This window comes from Rathayibacter sp. PhB1, assembly GCF_004362935.1.
GTDB classification, from domain to species: Bacteria; Actinomycetota; Actinomycetes; order Actinomycetales; family Microbacteriaceae; genus Rathayibacter; species Rathayibacter festucae.
This window is the reverse complement of record NZ_SNYD01000006.1, coordinates 50,070-64,766: the sequence shown is the minus strand read 5'-3', so window position 1 is coordinate 64,766 and position 14,697 is coordinate 50,070. Positions and strand designations below refer to the sequence as shown.

The window sequence follows — 14,697 nt, the reverse complement described above, 5'->3', positions numbered from 1 at the left end:
CGTGACCACGCCCCCGTTCGACCCGCCCACCGAGCACGACATCGCCGTCGTCTCCGCCCAGCTGGGCCGCCCCGCCCGCGACGTGGTCGGCATCAGCGCGCGCTGCATCTGCGGCAACCCGACGGTGGTCTCCACCAGCCCCCGGCTGAGCGACGGCACGCCGTTCCCCACCTTCTACTACCTGACCCACCCCGCCGCGACCGCCGCGATCTCGCAGCTCGAGGCGACCCAGGTCATGGTCGAGTACAACGCGCTCCTGGCCGAGGACGAGGCGCTGCGCGACGCGCACGCGGCGGCCCACCGCGCCTTCCTCGCCGACCGCGAGAGCATCGCCGTCGTCCCCGAGATCGCCGGCATCTCCTCCGGCGGCATGCCGACGCGCGTCAAGTGCCTGCACGCCCTGGCCGGCCACGCGCTCGCCGCGGGCCCCGGAGTGAACCCGATCGGCGACCTGGCGCTCGCGCGCGCCGACTGGTCGCCCGAGCGCTGCGAGTGCCGGCCGCTCGAGGTCTGACCGACTCCGCGGACCGGCGGGTCGACGCGATTCGACGCGCGGTTCGCTAGGCTGATTCCCAGTCGGGGTCAGTGCTGCCACCCGCATCGAGAGCGGGCACTTCGCGAGTAGCAGGGTGTTCGCATTGTCCATCCCTCTGGAGTGTTCACCGTGCCCAAAATCCTGATCGTCGGAGGCGGCTACGCCGGCTTCTACACCGCGTGGAAGCTGGAGAAGTACCTCCGCGCCAACGAGGCCGAGGTCACGATCGTCGACCCGCTGCCCTACATGGCGTACCTGCCCTTCCTCCCCGAGGTCGCCGCCGGCTCCATCGAGCCGCGCCACGCGATCGTCTCGCTGCGCCGCCACCTCAAGAAGACGGCGATCCTCGCCGCGAAGGTCACCAAGATCGACCACGCGTCCAAGACCGCGACGATCACCCCGACGGTCGGCGAGCCCTACGAGTTCGTCTACGACCAGATCGTCGTCACCGCGGGCTCGGTCTCGCGCACCTTCCCGATCCCGGGCGTCGCCGACAACGCGATCGGCCTCAAGACGATCGAGGAGGCGACCGCGATCCGCGACCGCATCCTCACCAACTTCGACAAGGCCGCGACCCTGCCGGCCGGCCCCGAGCGCTCGCGCCTGCTGACGGTCACGGTCGTCGGCGGCGGCTTCGCCGGCATCGAGGTCTTCGCCGAGCTGCGCTCGTTCGCGAGCGCGCTGCTCAAGCGCTACCCCGAGATCGACTTCGAGGAGACCAAGTTCCACCTCGTCGAGGCGATGGGGCGGATCATGCCCGAGGTCGCGCTCGAGACGAGCCACTGGGTCCTGAAGAACCTCGACCAGCGCGGCGCCACCGTGCACCTCGACACGCAGCTGAAGTCCGCCGAGGGCGGCGTCATCGAGCTGTCGACGGGCGAGACCTTCGAGTCCGACCTGATCATCTGGACCGCCGGCGTCATGGCGAACCCGTCGATCAAGAACTCCGACCTCCCGATCGAGGAGCGCGGCCGTCTGCGCGTGCGCGCCGACCTCCGCGTCGGCCACGACGACGTCATCGTCGAGGGCGCCTGGGGCGCCGGCGACGTGTCGGCCGTCCCCGACCTCACCGGCGGCGGCGTCGGCGGCTTCTGTGTGCCGAACGCCCAGCACGCCGTCCGCCAGGGCAAGCTCATGGCGACCAACATCATCGCGGTCCTCCGCGGCGAGGCGCCCAAGGACTACTTCCACAAGAACGCGGGAGCGGTCGCCGGTCTCGGCATCGGCATCGGCGTCTTCCAGTCCGGCAAGATCGCGATCAAGGGCTTCCCGGCCTGGGTCATGCACCGCGGCTACCACGGTCTCGCCATGCCCTCGTGGGAGCGCAAGTTCCGCGTGGTCTGGGGCTGGTGGAACAACCTCTGGCTCGGTCGCGACATCGCCTCGATCGAGGCACGCGAGTACCCGCGCGGCTCCTTCGAGACCTACGCGTCGCGCCCCCGTCCGGCCGCTCCGGCCGCCGAGTCGGCTCCGGCCGGCACCCCCGGCCCGGCCGACGCGCCGGTGACCGTGGGCGGCGAGCCCGCCAAGGCCTGACAGCACCGTCGGGTGGTGAGCGAGAGCGCACCACCCGGTGGTCGCCCCCATAGCCCAATCGGCAGAGGCAGACGACTTAAAATCGTCTCAGTCTGGGTTCGAGTCCCAGTGGGGGCACTCTCTCCGCGGCTGTTACGCCGCGCGCGCGTGCGCGGCCTTCTCGAGCGCCGCAGCCGGCAGCGCCCCTTCGAGGCTCGCTTCGTCGAGCAGGGCCGCCTCGAGGGCGGCGGTGATCTCGGCGGGGGCGCACTCGGCGCAGAGGACGACGAGCTCCTCGGAGCTCACCCCGTCGGAGTCCTCGCCGCCGGAGCGGTCCAGGACGACGGCATCGGTTCCGCAGCTTCCGCATTCGATCATGCGGGTACCGTACGTCCGACCTCCGACATCGCCGCGATGTGCGGAAGGTGAGTCGCGCGGGAGCGCAGGAGTTCCGATCCGGGCCATCCGGTCGTGTCCGTTCCTGTCAATCGCTACGCGGGCGCCCGCCCTCGCATAGAGTCGTGGCCGGGCGGTCCTCGCCCGGACGGAGCGCCTGCGCCACCGTCCCGGGGGCGGGCGGCCCGGTGGCGCCTCGTGGCGTCTCCTTCTTCTCGTGCCCTCGGGCACTGTCATGCATCACCCGGCGACGGGTGGTCGGGAGGCCTCCATGGGGAAGCTGCTCTACGGAGCCTCGGGTGTCGAGATCGAGTTCGACGACCGCACGCTCACGCACGTCCAGATCGTCATCGCCAACAAGCTGCGCCGCCGCGAGAGCTTCTTCTTCTCCTGGCGCGACGACCCCGCTGTCGGCGACGGCCGCTCCAGCATCTGGCTCGATCCGTCGGTCCCGCTCTACTTCAAGTACTTCGGCGGCCGGGTGCCGTCGATCAACCGCACCTGGATCGACCTGCTGACGGTCTCCGCGAACTCCTCCGGCGGCCTGCAGCTCGTGCAGGAGCCGGACGCCGCTCCCACCCCGCCGCCGAAGGGCGAGCAGGGCGCGTGAAGCGCGACGTCTCCGCCCGGCTGACCCTCGACGTCGCGCGCCCCGCGACGCTCGTCTTCTCGATCGCGGTCGCGGAGGCCTACGGGGCTCCGGAGCGGCTGTCCCTCGAGCTGGACGGGCGCGAGGTCGCCGCCCGCGAGGTGCTCGACCAGCACGGCACCCGCCTGCACGTCCTCGAGGCGGGCGTCGGCCGGCTCGTCGTCGACTACACCGCGAGCGTCGACGGCGTGCTGGAGCCGCTGCCCGGCGAGGAGGTCGACCGGCTGCGCTACCTGCGACCCAGCCGCTACGCCGAGTCGGACATCCTCTGGGCGACCGCGCGCGCCGAGTTCGCGGGCCTCGAGGGCGCCGCCCTGCTCGCCTCGGTCAGCTCCTGGGTCGGCACCCGGCTCGCCTACGTGACCGGCTCGAGCCTCCCCACCGACGGTGCGGAGCGGACGCTGCTCGCCCGCCGCGGGGTCTGCCGCGACTTCGCCCACCTCGTGGTGGCGCTGCTGCGCGCGCTCGACGTGCCGGCTCGGCTGGTCGCGGTCTATGCACCGGGGCTCGCGCCGATGGACTTCCACGCGGTCGCCGAGGCCTGGATCGAGGGCTCCTGGCGGGTGGTCGACGCGACCACCCTGGCGCCGCGGTCCAGCCTGGTGCGGATCGCCACCGGCCGCGACGCGGCGGACACGGCGTTCCTCAGCGTCTACGACGGCATCGCGACGCTGACCGACATGACCGTCGGCGCCGTGGTCGACGTGCTGCCGGACGACGACGTGCGCGAGCTCGCCGCGATCGGCTGAGCCCGGACCCTGGTCGCCGGGGCGGAGACCGCTCCGGCGCTACTCGCCGACGTCGACGAAGCGCCGCCAGGCCCAGATCGACGTGCAGACGACCGTGAAGGCGACGACGGCGAAGAGCGCCGGTCCGCCGCCGCCGTCGGTCGCCCAGGCGGCGATCGTCGGCGTGAGGAGCAGGAAGAGGACGGTGCTCGCCAGCAGCGTCAGCCCGAGCCAGAGCACGGGCGACCAGCGCAGGATGCTCTGCCCCGCGGGTCGGCCGACCGGGAAGAGCAGCACGACGCTCGAGCCGACCGAGATCAGCGTCGTCGCGCTGAGGATCTCGGTGGTGAGGACCGCGGCGAAGGAGCCGTCGGCGGGGACGGCCGCGGAGGCTCCCCAGGCGACGGCAGCGAGGCCGAGCAGGGAGACGACCCGCACGGTCGCGAGCTTGGCGCGTGCGACGGCCGAGGCGCCCTCGGGCAGGACGAGCCCGATCACCACTCCGAAGAGGAAGGCCGGGTCGAGGCCCGCGAAGCGCGACAGGAGTGCGGCGCCGGCCACCAGCAGCAGCGCGCGGGGCGAGGCGACGATGCGGATGCCCGGCAGGCCGAGGCGGTGCCCCACCAGCGCGGGAACACCCGCGGCGACGGCGTTCACGACGGCGACCGCGACGATGACCGCGATCAGCAGGCGGAGGTAGGCGGGCTGCCCGTCGACCCGGCCGGAGAGCAGCACGAGACCTGCGGCGCAGCCGATCATGCCGACGACCATCGTCCGGGCCGAGAGCGGGGCGGGCTCGGGCCGGTCGTCGTACTCCACGCTCGCGCGGTTGCGGCCGGTCAGGCGCCAGGTGCGCGGCTCGCGCGGCACCCGGCCGGCGACGGCCAGGCGGGCGGGGACGACGAGCAGGGCGAGGGAGGCGACCGCCAGGGCGAGGGAGCGCATCCAGTCGGCCATGGTGCCGAGGGGTGCGCTGGAGGAGAGCGCGGTGGTCATCCCGGTGGCGGCGCTCCAGCCGCCGGGGACCGAGCCGCCGTCCGGGGAGGGTGCGGCCGGCGGCGGGTCGCTGGGAGCGGCTCCGGGTGCCGGGGCGGCCGTGGCGCCGTCGGTCGGCAGGGGCTCGGGCGCGGGCGCCGTCTGCCCGGGTCGAGTCGGCGCGGCGGTCGCGGTGCTTCCCGGCGTCGTCGGCCGGGCCGTCGGCGAGCCGGGCGCGGTGGTCGGCGTGCTGCCGCCCGGGGTCGCCGCGCTCGTGCCGGGAGCGGTCGCCGAGGGGGCAGCGGAGGGCGTCGTCGTCGCCGCCGAGAAGCTGGCGTCGATCCACGGGCTGCGCGAGCTGTAGTTGCCGGCCGCGTCGCCGGCGATCGCCGACACGCGGTGCGCTCCGGCAGTCACTGTCCCGCCCGTGCAGGACCAGGCGCCGCCGGTGATCGGCGCGTCGCAGGTGTTGACGAGGTCGACGTAGACGTAGACCCGCGTGCCCTCGGTCGCGGTGCCGGAGTAGACGGCGCCGGTGAGCGGCAGCACGGCGCCCGGGCCGGGGGAGGCGAGGACCGGCGCGACCGGAGCCGCGGTGTCCACGACGAGCGAGACGGCCGCGCTGGCGGGCGAGACGGTGCTCCCGGCGAAGGAGGCGGACTGGGTCGCGGTCACGCGGTAGCTGCCGGGGGCGGGAGTGGGCGCGAGCTGGCAGAACCAGCGGCCCGCGCCGTCGGCGGTGGCGAGGCAGGAGGCGCCGCCGTCGGAGGTGACCGCGACGCTCGCTCCCGGGTAGGCGCTGCCGCTCACCGATCCGGCGGACGTCGCCGAGCCGTCGACCGACTCGATGACGGGAGCGCTCAGCACGGCGATCTCGGTGCGGGCCGAGGTGGTGCCGCCGGCGGCGAGGAGCTCGACGGCGGTCAGGCGGATCCGGCCGTCGTCGAGGTCGAGCGCGCAGCTCCAGGTGTCGTCGGCGCCGACGGTGGTGATGCAGAGCGGCTCGCTGCTGCCGGTCAGGCCGATCTGGATCTGATCGCCGGCCGTGCCGGTGCCGGTCGCGGTGACCGCGCCGCTCGGCAGCACGGTGCCGGACGCAGGGGAGGTGATCGTGAGGGGCGCGGCGGCCTGCGCGCTCGGCGCGGTCATACCGGCGGCGGCGCCCAGCGCGACGAGCAGCACGAGCAGGAGGGCGGCCGGACGGCGGCGCGACGAACGGGGGGAGCGGCGAAGGCGACTCGTCGGCACGGCCGACGGACCCCTCGTCGCGGAACCCCCCGGAACAGACGCGGCGACACTCGGAATCACGGTGCGTCCATTGCACGGGGGCGCACGGGTGGTGTCAAGCGCGGCGCGCACCCGTTGCCGGATGTACACCGAAGGGCGGAGCGGGCCTCCTCCGAGCGGGGGAGCGGCTGGTCGGAGCGGGAGAGCGCTTCCGCGACAATATACCCATCGACGAGTCGGAGGAAAGATGAGCGAGGACGCAGCGCGCGGACGCGATCGGCAGCAGGTGCGCGCCGAGACCGCGCGCTTCGACGACGCGCGGGAGCTCGGGCGGCTGCTGCCGCCGGGACTGCGGATCGGGCTCGCGCAGAGCGCCTTCCAGACGGAGGGCTCGCTCGAGGCCGGCGGTCGCGGCCGCTCCGTCTGGGACGACTTCGCCCTGCGGCGCGGCACGATCGCCGAGGAGGCGACGCCCGAGTTCGCCACCGACTTCGTGCTGCGCTGGCGCGAGGACCTCGCCCTGCTGGTCGACCTCGGCGTCGACGAGCTGCGGCTCTCGATCTCCTGGACCCGGCTGCAGCCGGACGGGCGCGGACCGATCGACCGCGGCGGCCTCGGCTTCTACGACCGCCTGCTCGACGAGCTGGCGGGGGTCGGGCTGCGGATCGCGCTCACCCTGCAGCACCGCGACACCCCCTCCGCGCTCAGCGGGGGCTGGATGAATCGCGACACGGCCTTCCGCTTCGGCGACGTCGCCTTCGAGATCGGCTCTCGGCTCGGCGACCGGGTCGCGGACTGGATCACGCTGGATCAGCCGTCGACCGTCTTCCTCGAGGGCTACGCGCTGAAGAACCAGGCCCCGGGAGCGGGGCGGCTGTTCAGTGCGCTGCCCGCTCTGCACCACCAGCTGCTCGGGCACGCCGTCGCGGTCGAGGCGCTCCGCTCCGCCGACCTCGCCGGGCGCATCGGGCTCGTCGACGCGCAGGCCGTGGTCGAGCCGGCGAGCGAATCGGAGCGGGACGGCGCGTGGGCGGCGCTCGCCGACGTCCTGCAGAACCGGCTGGTGGCGGATGCCGTGCTCACCGGCGTCTATCCGTCGGGGCCGGAGGAGCTGCCGCCGTTCCTCGCGCCGCTCGCGGGCGTCGACCCGGTGGACCTCGCCCGCATCAGTGCCCCGCTCGACTTCTACGGGGTCGCGCCGCTGGCCCCGCAGCGGATCGCCGCCGGCCGCGATCCGGCGCTGCCGAGCGGGCCGGGTGCTCCGCCGGCTCTGCCGTTCCACGCCCGGCCGTGGCCGGAGCTCGACCGGACCGGTGACGGCTCGCCGTTCGCGCCGTGGGCGCCGGTGGCGGTGCTGCGGAGCCTCGTCGAGCGCTACGGCGACGCGCTGCCGCCGCTGGTGCTGACGGAGCTCGGCGCGAGCTACCCGGATCTGCCGGACCGGCAGGGCGCGATCGTCGACACGGAGCGGATCCGCTGGCTGGGGGCGCACCTGGGCGCGCTTGCGGAAGCCGTGCATGAGGGGCTGCCGCTGGAGGTCGTTCAGGTCTGGACGCTGGTCGACGCCTTCGAGTGGCAGCACGGCTACACCCGGCCGCACGGGCTGGTGGCGCTCGACTCCCGCAGCCGCGACCGCGTGCCGAAGGCCTCGTTCGACTGGCTGCGGCGCGTGCTGGACGAGCGCTCCTGACGGCGTCCGGCCGCGGGTCTCGATACGCCCCTGCGGGGCTACTCGACCAGCATGGGCCGCATGCTGATCGAGTAGCCCGCGCAGCGGGCGTATCGAGATCCACCACCGTCGGAACGCGAGTCTGCAGACCCGCCCTGCGGGGGACGGTGGGTCTCGATACGCCCCTGCGGGGCTACTCGACCAGCAAGAGTCGGAGCTGCTCGACCAGCATGGGTGCGGGGCCGCTCGAGCAGCAGGGGCGTTCGGTCCGGCATGGGAGACTGCCGCGATGCGCAGCCTTCTCGCCCTCGCCTCGATCCTGCACGCGGAGCCCGCCGTGGTGCTCGCCGCGCTCGCCGACGTGCTCGCCGCCGACGACGGGCCGGCGTTCGAGCGCTCGGCGGACGGGCTCGAGCGGCGGCTGCCGGTCGTCGGCGTCGAGCAGTGGCGGGTGCTGGCGGACGAGGAGGGCTCGCGGGTCGAGTGCGAGCTCGTCGCGTCCGGCGCCTCGTCGGCACTCGCGGGGGTGCTGGCCCGACGCCGGATCCGGGACGCGCCGGAGCGGTTCCGACGCGTCGTCACGGCCGTGGCGGACGCGGTCGAGCCTCGAGCCTGAGTGCCCCCCGCACGGGGAATGCACGGCCCCCGCGCGCTGTTGTCCTCGATAGCGGGGTGGGGCCCGAGTGCCTCGCCCATCGGATCGCTCGGAGGAGCTCGAGGCAGATGGCAGGAACAGGAATGAGCAAGGGACGGGGAGTGCGCGGCGCCGACGAGGAGATCGTCTACCGCCGTCACGCGAACGGACGCGGCATGGTCGCTCCGGGATCGCGCGTCTCCGCGTCGGCGTACGTCGAGACCGGCGCCTACGTCGAACCCGGCGCCACCGTCGGGGAGCGCGCGTGGATCGGCGCCGGCAGCTGGGTCGACCGCGACGCGATGATCGGGCACAGCGCCTTCATCGGCGCGAACGTCCACGTCGGCCCGGAGGCCATCATCGGCCCCGGTGCCCGCATCGGCAGCTACTCGCGGATCGGCGGCTCGGCCGTCGTCGCGACCGGCGCGCGGGTCGACCGCGACACGGTCATCACCCCGGGCAGCCGGTTCGGCACCGACGACGGCGTCCGCGAGATCGGCCGCCGCGCCGCGTAGGCCGCACGACCCCACGACCCTGTTCCGCCCGACCTCGGCGCTCCCAGAGCGGCACCGAGGCGGCGGAATAGGGTCGTTCCATGTTCGAACTCCATCACCTCAGCGCTCAGGAGCAGTGGGACTGGCTGCAGCGCGGCGAGATCACCCCGCTCGAGCTGACCGAGCACTACCTCGCCCGGATCGAGCGCTGGAACGGGGAGCTCGGCGCCTTCACCACCGTGACCGCGGATGCGGCGCGCGCCCGGGCGGCCGCGATCGACTCCGTGCCGCGCACCGCGCTGCTCTGGGGGCTGCCGAGCGGCGACAAGGACCTCTGGCGCCGGGCCGGCGTCCGGACCACCTTCGGCTCGCGGCTGCGTGAGTCGTTCGTTCCCGACGCCTCCGACGAGATCGTCCAGGTGCTCGACGCGGCGGGGGCGGTCAGCCTCGGCAAGACGGCTTCGCCCGAGTTCGGCATGCCCTCCTACACCGAGAACCTCGTCGGACCGCCGACGGTCACGCCCTGGGACACCTCGCGCGGCGCGGGCGGGTCCAGCGGCGGCGCGGCGAGCGCGGTCGCGGCGGGACTGCTCCCGTTCGCACCCGGCTCCGACGGCGGCGGCTCGATCCGCATCCCCGCCGCCGCCTGCGGTCTGGTCGGTCTCAAGCCCTCCCGCGGCCGGGTGCCGGCGCTGTCCGGAGTGGGGGGAGTGGGCGGCCTCGTCGTCGCCGGTCCGCTGACGCGCTCGGTGGCGGACGCCGGGATGCTGCTGGAGGGGATGCTCGAGCGTCGCAACGGCGTCGTCCCGCAGCGCACGGCGCTGACCGCGCCGGGGGACGGCGACGGCTCCTTCCTCGGTGCCGCCGTGCGCGGCGAGGGCCGGTTCCAGATCGGCGTGCTGACGGCCTCGCCGTGGGACGAGGAGTACGACATCGGGCTCGCTCCGGAGGCGCGCGCCGCTCTGGACGAGGGCATCGCGGCGCTCTCGGCGCTCGGCCACGGCCTGGACGACGCGGTGCTGCCGCCGTCCGCCGCCTACCCCGATGCGTTCCGGCTGCTCTGGCAGAGCGGGGCGTCGACGCTCCCGATCGAGGGCGACGAGCTCGACCTTCTCGAGCCGCTGACGCAGTGGCTGATCCGCGAGGGGCGGAAGCGCTCGGCGCGCGAGATCGTGGAGGCGGCGGGGGTGCTGTCGGCCTACGAGCGCGCGGTGATCGCCGCCTTCTCGCCGTTCGACGCGATCCTCACTCCGTCGATGACGATGACGCCGCGGCCGGTCGGCTGGTACGACGCCGAGGATCCGGAGCGCAACTTCGAGCAGCAGGTGCGCTACACGCCGTACACCTCGTTCGTGAACGTGAGCGGCCTGCCCGCGATCGCGCTGCCGCTGAGTGTCACGGCGGACGGCCTGCCGATGGGGATCCAGCTGATCGGGCGCCCCGGCGGTGAGGCGGTGCTGCTGTCGATCGGCGCGCAGCTGGAGCGCCGGGCGCGCTGGCAGCGGCGGCACCCGCCGCAGTGGTGAGGCCCGGGGAGCCGGGCGCCGCCGACACCCGGCGAACGGGCAGCTCCGCACCCTTGGCCGGTCAGGTTAGGCATGCCTATACTTACTTCCGATGTGCATGTTCGAGGGACGAGACGGCTCGGAGCCGGTCGACGTCAAGCAGTTCCTGATCGCGGGTGACGAGACCGTCGTGCCCTGGATCCAGAGCATGCTCGACGCGCTCCCCGCCAACGCCCGGGGCCAGGTCTTCGTCGAGGTCGACGACGCCCGCGGCCTGCCGCCGCTCTCGGCGCCCGGCCGCGTCTGCGTCACCTGGCTCGGCCGCTCGCAGCGCTCCGGCGCTCCCGGCACCGGTCTCGCCTGCGCGCGCGGCGTCGCGCTCGACCGCGCGGTGCGCGCCTGGATGGGCGAGATGTCCGTCGTCGACGGCGACTATCCGTGGGCGGACGACCGGCACGACTTCTGCGCTTGGATCGGCGGAGAGGGCGCCGTCGTCGCGGAGCTCGCCGCCGACGTCGACGCCCGCCTGCGAGTGTCCGCCGAGCACACCGCTCGCTGAGGGCCACTCAGGATTAGGTAAGGCTTACCTTCTCTGCGAGACTGGACAGGTGCCTCCGCTGACCGATGCCCCCGCCCGCCCGGCCTACCGGCCGTATCTCGCGACCGTCGCCCGCGCGACCCGGATCGCGCCGCACTTCATCCGGATCACGCTGACCGGTGACGATCTCGGCTCGGTCGGCTGCACCGGCCCGGACCAGCGGATCAAGCTGGTCGTGCCGACGCCGACCTCGAGCGCGCACGACTTCATGGCCTCGGTCGCGGACGAGAGCGGACCGGACGGCCTCGCTCCCGACTGGTACACCCGCTGGCGCGAGCTGCCGGACGCGCTGCGGAACCCGCTGCGCACCTACACGATCCGCGCGACCCGCCCCGAGCTGGCCGAGGTCGACGTCGACTTCGTCGCGCACGGCGACACCGGCCCCGCCTCCGCCTGGGTCGAGTCGGCCCGCGTCGGCGCGCAGGTCGTCATCATCGCGCCCGACACGCGCTCGGAGCTGGCCGGCGGCGGCGTCGAGTGGCACCCGGGTGCGGCGACGACGCTCCTGATGGCGGGCGACGAGACCGCGGTCCCCGCGATCAGCGCGATCCTCGAGAGCCTCCCGGCCTCGGCGACCGGAGCGGCCTTCCTCGAGGTGCCGAGCGCGGCGGACGTCCTGTCGCTGCAGCACCCCGTCGGCGTCCAGGTGCACTGGCTGGTGCGCACCGGGACGACCCCGGGTGCGCAGCTCGGCGACGCCGTCCGCGGCTGGGCGACCCGCTTCCTCACGGCCCATCACCGCGGGGTCGAGGTGTCGGACGTCGACGTCGACAGCGAGATCCTCTGGGAGGTGCCCGCGGAGCGCACCGACCCCGGCCTCTACGCCTGGATCGCCGGCGAGGCGGGCGCGATCAAGCTCATCCGCCGCTGCCTCGTCACCGAGCTCGGCGTCGACCGGACGCGCGTCGCCTTCATGGGCTACTGGCGGACGGGACGCTCCGAGGCCAACTAGCCTCGCGCCGCGTCCCCTCCGCCCTCAGAGCGCGGCGGGGACGCCGACCAGGCGGCTCGAGAGCGTCCAGAGGTCGCGGCCGAGCTGCCGGTCGCGGGCCTGTGCGGCCACCGCGCCGCCGGGCCGGAGCCCGTCGAAGTAGCTGCCGCTCGCCGCGCCGACATCGGGCTCGGACGCCAGCGTGATCAGCGGGACGGCGCCCGCCTCGGCGGAGATGCCCGGCGACCCGCTCAGCGACAGCAGCGACATCAGCCGCGAGTCGGCACCGAAACCGGTCGCGACGACGCCCGGGTGGAACGAGTAGGCGTCGACGGCGGTCGGCAGCAGGCGCTCGGCCAGCTCGCGGACGAAGAGGATCGTGGCGAGCTTCGAGGTGCCGTAGGCGCGCCAGCCGCCCAGCCACGGCCCGCGCCGGCGGTCGAGGTCGTCGAGCGAGAGCCGGCCGATGCGGTTGGCGGCGCTCGCGGTGGAGATCACCCGCGCGCCGGAGCGCTGCCGCCCCGTCTCGATCAGGCGGGGGAGCAGCAGGCGGGTCAGCAGGAACGGCGCCAGGTGGTTGCTCTGGATCGTCCGCTCGTGCCCGTCGACCGTCTCGCCGCGGTGCGAGACCAGACCGCCCGCGTTGTTGGCGAGCACGTCGATGCCGTCGTAGCGGGCGAGGAGGGCGCCGGCCAGGTCGCGGACGTCGTCGAGACGGTCGAAGTCGGCGACGAAGGGATCTCCGCCGATCTCCGCCGCGACCGCGCGGGTCCGCTCCGGGTTCCTGCCGACGACGGCGACGCGGGCGCCGGCAGAGGCCAGCGCGCCGGCGGCGATCCGCCCGATGCCGGAGCTCGCCCCGGTGAGGACGACGACGCGCCCCGTCTGATCAGCGACCACGGACGTAGCCGCCCTTCTCGAGGCCGGCCTCGATCTCGAAGCGGTTCCGCAGCGGGTCGCGGCCGGCGACGAAGTACATCAGAGGGAACCACATGCCGAAGGTGCGCCACTGCACCTTGTGCACGGCCTCGTGCTCGAGCACGCGGTCGGAGACGTTGCTGTCCGTCAGATAGCTCGTGCCGACGCAGGAGCCGCCGCGGCCGAACGCCCAGGAGGGCAGCCCGGTGAAGACGACGAGCCCGTTGCGACGCTCGATCGGGCCCGTGCTCCAGAGCGCGCCCCAGGCCAGCCCGACCGCGCAGGCGAAGAGGTAGCCGGGCCGGGTGATCGCCGGGTCGAGGGCGACGACCGCGACCGCGCGCCGCAGGGCGCTCACGCGCTGTCGCGCCCGTAGGTCTCGAGCAGGCGCAGCCAGACCTCGCTGATCGTCGGGTAGGAGGGGACCGCGTGCCAGAGGCGGGACAGCGGGACCTCGCCGACGACGGCGATCGTCGCGGAGTGCACGAGCTCGCCGACCTCCTTGCCGACGAAGGTGACGCCGAGCAGGACCTTGCGGTCCTCGTCGACGACCATCCGGGCGGTGCCCTTGTAGCCGACGGCGGCCAGGGAGGCGCCGGCGACCGAGCCGATCTCGTAGTCGACGACCCGGGTGCGGTAGCCCGCCTTCTCGGCCGCGGCGGCGGTGAGGCCGACGGAGGCGACCTCCGGGTCGGTGAAGACGACCTGCGGCACGGCCTCGTGGTCCGCGGTGGCGACGTGGGCGCCCCAGGGCGCGTCCTTCACCTCGCCGCCGGTGCTGCGGGCGACGATCACGTCGCCGGCGGCGCGGGCCTGGTACTTGCCCTGGTGGGTGAGCAGCGCGCGGTGGTTGACGTCGCCGACTCCGTAGAGCCAAGGCGAGCCGGAGCCGACCGGGGAGCCGTCCTCGCCGAGCACGAGCATCGTGTCGTCGACCTTCAGAGAGTCGCCCGGCTCGAGCCCGACGACCTCGAGGCCGATGTCGCGGGTCTGCGGGGCGCGGCCGGTGGCGGCGAGGATCTCGTCGGCCTCGACGACGTCACCGCCCTCCAGGGTCACGGCGACGGTGCCGTCGGCGCGGCGCTCGACGGACGCGGGGGAGCCGCCGATCCGCACGTCGACGCCCAGCTCGCGGAGGGCGTCGCCGACCAGCTCGCCGGCGAACGGCTCGAACGGGGCGAGCAGCCCGCTCCGGGCGAGCAGGGTCACGGTGGCGCCCATGCCGGCGTAGGCCGTCGCCATCTCGCAGGCCACGACGCCGCCGCCGACGACGACGAGGCGGTCGGGGACGATCTCGGCGCTGGTCGCCTCGCGGCTGGTCCACGGCGAGGCGGCGCGCAGCCCCGGGATGTCGGGGACGACGGCGCTGGTGCCGGTCGCGACGGCGACGGCGCTCCGGGCGTGCAGGACGCGGACGGAGCCGTCGGGGGCGGTGACGCTGACCTCGCGCACACCGCTGAGCCGGCCGTGGCCGCGGACGAGCTCGATGCCGGCGCCCTCGAGCCACTGGACCTGGCCGTGGTCGTCGAAGCCGCTGGTGACGGAGTCGCGGTGCGCCAGGAGCGCGGCGATGTCGACGCCGCCGGTGACGGCCTGCGCCGCTCCCGGCAGGTCGCGGGCGGCCCGAAGCGCCATCGGCGCGCGCAGCAGCGCCTTGGACGGCATGCAGGCCCAGTAGGAGCACTCGCCGCCCACCAGCTCGCTCTCGACGATCGCTGCGGTGAGGCCGCCCTGCACGGCGCGGTCGGCGATGTTCTCGCCGACCGGCCCCGCGCCGATGACGATCAGATCGAAGGTGTCGGTCGCTGCGGTCTCGCTGGCGGCGTCGGTGCTCGGCGTGGTCATGGTCTCTCCGGATCGTTCTCGGGGGCGGATCGCCCGTTCTGTCCTGGACTCCGGCGCCGTGCGGCCCGGAGGACGTTC

The 14,697-nt window shown here is 74.2% G+C and carries 15 protein-coding genes and 1 tRNA gene; 11 read left to right on the top strand and 5 right to left on the bottom strand.

The window, feature by feature from the left end; all coding sequences use genetic code 11:
* The first annotated feature begins 1 nt into the window (after position 1).
* The 3 genes from EDF17_RS15915 (at position 2) to EDF17_RS15905 (ending at position 2,188) form a co-directional block, all read left to right on the top strand.
* On the top strand, positions 2–514 hold the full coding sequence (locus EDF17_RS15915; protein ID WP_123447610.1) for a DUF501 domain-containing protein: 513 nt from the start codon (positions 2–4) through the stop codon (positions 512–514).
* Between the two features lie 150 nt (positions 515–664).
* Complete coding sequence (locus EDF17_RS15910; protein ID WP_123447730.1) at positions 665–2,071, top strand: NAD(P)/FAD-dependent oxidoreductase; 1,407 nt, start codon at positions 665–667, stop codon at positions 2,069–2,071.
* A 43-nt stretch (positions 2,072–2,114) separates the two neighbouring features.
* Positions 2,115–2,188, top strand: a tRNA-Leu gene (locus EDF17_RS15905).
* A gap of 15 nt (positions 2,189–2,203) precedes the next feature.
* Here EDF17_RS15905 and EDF17_RS15900 read toward each other — a convergent pair.
* Complete coding sequence (locus EDF17_RS15900) at positions 2,204–2,428, bottom strand: hypothetical protein (RefSeq protein WP_123447609.1); 225 nt, start codon at positions 2,426–2,428, stop codon at positions 2,204–2,206.
* 289 nt (positions 2,429–2,717) lie between these two features.
* Here EDF17_RS15900 and EDF17_RS15895 point away from each other — a divergent pair, with 289 nt between their 5' ends.
* Both EDF17_RS15895 and EDF17_RS15890 read left to right on the top strand, forming a co-directional pair.
* Complete coding sequence (locus EDF17_RS15895; RefSeq protein WP_068211888.1) at positions 2,718–3,056, top strand: ATP-dependent DNA ligase; 339 nt, start codon at positions 2,718–2,720, stop codon at positions 3,054–3,056.
* A complete protein-coding gene (locus tag EDF17_RS15890; protein ID WP_123447608.1) occupies positions 3,053–3,844 on the top strand; it encodes a transglutaminase family protein in 792 nt (263 codons plus the stop codon). The genes EDF17_RS15895 and EDF17_RS15890 overlap by 4 nt, the downstream gene beginning before the upstream one ends.
* A gap of 39 nt (positions 3,845–3,883) precedes the next feature.
* Here the strand turns inward: EDF17_RS15890 and EDF17_RS15885 are convergent, their stop codons facing one another.
* Positions 3,884–6,046 carry a hypothetical protein gene (locus EDF17_RS15885; RefSeq protein WP_123447607.1) on the bottom strand — a complete coding sequence of 721 codons (2,163 nt, stop codon included), beginning with the start codon at positions 6,044–6,046 and terminating at the stop codon, positions 3,884–3,886.
* 226 nt (positions 6,047–6,272) lie between these two features.
* On the opposite strand from EDF17_RS15885, the gene EDF17_RS15880 reads away from it, so the two are divergent.
* The 6 genes from EDF17_RS15880 to EDF17_RS15855 all read left to right on the top strand — a co-directional run bounded on the left by EDF17_RS15880 (position 6,273) and on the right by EDF17_RS15855 (position 11,877).
* Positions 6,273–7,715 carry a family 1 glycosylhydrolase gene (locus EDF17_RS15880; RefSeq protein WP_166649714.1) on the top strand — a complete coding sequence of 481 codons (1,443 nt, stop codon included), beginning with the start codon at positions 6,273–6,275 and terminating at the stop codon, positions 7,713–7,715.
* Positions 7,716–7,983: 268 nt separating this feature from the next.
* Positions 7,984–8,310 (top strand): hypothetical protein, encoded by a 327-nt coding sequence (locus EDF17_RS15875; protein WP_123447605.1) that lies wholly within the window; start codon positions 7,984–7,986, stop codon positions 8,308–8,310.
* A 122-nt stretch (positions 8,311–8,432) separates the two neighbouring features.
* Positions 8,433–8,843, top strand: coding sequence for a transferase (locus EDF17_RS15870; RefSeq protein WP_133963110.1), 411 nt, complete (start codon positions 8,433–8,435; stop codon positions 8,841–8,843).
* Between the two features lie 80 nt (positions 8,844–8,923).
* Positions 8,924–10,348 (top strand): amidase, encoded by a 1,425-nt coding sequence (locus EDF17_RS15865; RefSeq protein ID WP_123447603.1) that lies wholly within the window; start codon positions 8,924–8,926, stop codon positions 10,346–10,348.
* 97 nt (positions 10,349–10,445) lie between these two features.
* On the top strand, positions 10,446–10,886 hold the full coding sequence (locus tag EDF17_RS15860) for an SIP domain-containing protein (protein WP_166649713.1): 441 nt from the start codon (positions 10,446–10,448) through the stop codon (positions 10,884–10,886).
* A gap of 49 nt (positions 10,887–10,935) precedes the next feature.
* On the top strand, positions 10,936–11,877 hold the full coding sequence (locus tag EDF17_RS15855) for a siderophore-interacting protein (RefSeq protein ID WP_243732928.1): 942 nt from the start codon (positions 10,936–10,938) through the stop codon (positions 11,875–11,877).
* A 24-nt stretch (positions 11,878–11,901) separates the two neighbouring features.
* On the opposite strand, the gene EDF17_RS15850 is transcribed toward EDF17_RS15855, so the two are convergent.
* The 3 genes from EDF17_RS15850 to EDF17_RS15840 are packed head-to-tail and all read right to left on the bottom strand — an operon-like array spanning position 11,902 to position 14,619.
* Positions 11,902–12,756, bottom strand: coding sequence for an SDR family NAD(P)-dependent oxidoreductase (locus EDF17_RS15850; protein WP_123447601.1), 855 nt, complete (start codon positions 12,754–12,756; stop codon positions 11,902–11,904).
* Positions 12,746–13,132, bottom strand: coding sequence for a Fe-S oxidoreductase (locus EDF17_RS15845; RefSeq protein WP_123447600.1), 387 nt, complete (start codon positions 13,130–13,132; stop codon positions 12,746–12,748). The genes EDF17_RS15850 and EDF17_RS15845 overlap by 11 nt, the downstream gene beginning before the upstream one ends.
* Positions 13,129–14,619, bottom strand: coding sequence for an NAD(P)/FAD-dependent oxidoreductase (locus tag EDF17_RS15840; protein WP_123447599.1), 1,491 nt, complete (start codon positions 14,617–14,619; stop codon positions 13,129–13,131). Before EDF17_RS15840 ends, EDF17_RS15845 begins: the two co-directional genes overlap by 4 nt.
* Positions 14,620–14,697: the final 78 nt, after the last annotated feature.

Coding starts and splice junctions, on each gene's coding strand:
- EDF17_RS15900 (WP_123447609.1), bottom strand. CDS start 2,428: ATGATCGAATGCGGAAGCTGCGGAACCGATGCCGTCGTCCTGGACCGC.
- EDF17_RS15895 (WP_068211888.1), top strand. CDS start 2,718: ATGGGGAAGCTGCTCTACGGAGCCTCGGGTGTCGAGATCGAGTTCGAC.
- EDF17_RS15880 (WP_166649714.1), top strand. CDS start 6,273: ATGAGCGAGGACGCAGCGCGCGGACGCGATCGGCAGCAGGTGCGCGCC.
- EDF17_RS15875 (WP_123447605.1), top strand. CDS start 7,984: ATGCGCAGCCTTCTCGCCCTCGCCTCGATCCTGCACGCGGAGCCCGCC.
- EDF17_RS15870 (WP_133963110.1), top strand. CDS start 8,433: ATGAGCAAGGGACGGGGAGTGCGCGGCGCCGACGAGGAGATCGTCTAC.
- EDF17_RS15865 (WP_123447603.1), top strand. CDS start 8,924: ATGTTCGAACTCCATCACCTCAGCGCTCAGGAGCAGTGGGACTGGCTG.
- EDF17_RS15860 (WP_166649713.1), top strand. CDS start 10,446: ATGTTCGAGGGACGAGACGGCTCGGAGCCGGTCGACGTCAAGCAGTTC.
- EDF17_RS15840 (WP_123447599.1), bottom strand. CDS start 14,619: ATGACCACGCCGAGCACCGACGCCGCCAGCGAGACCGCAGCGACCGAC.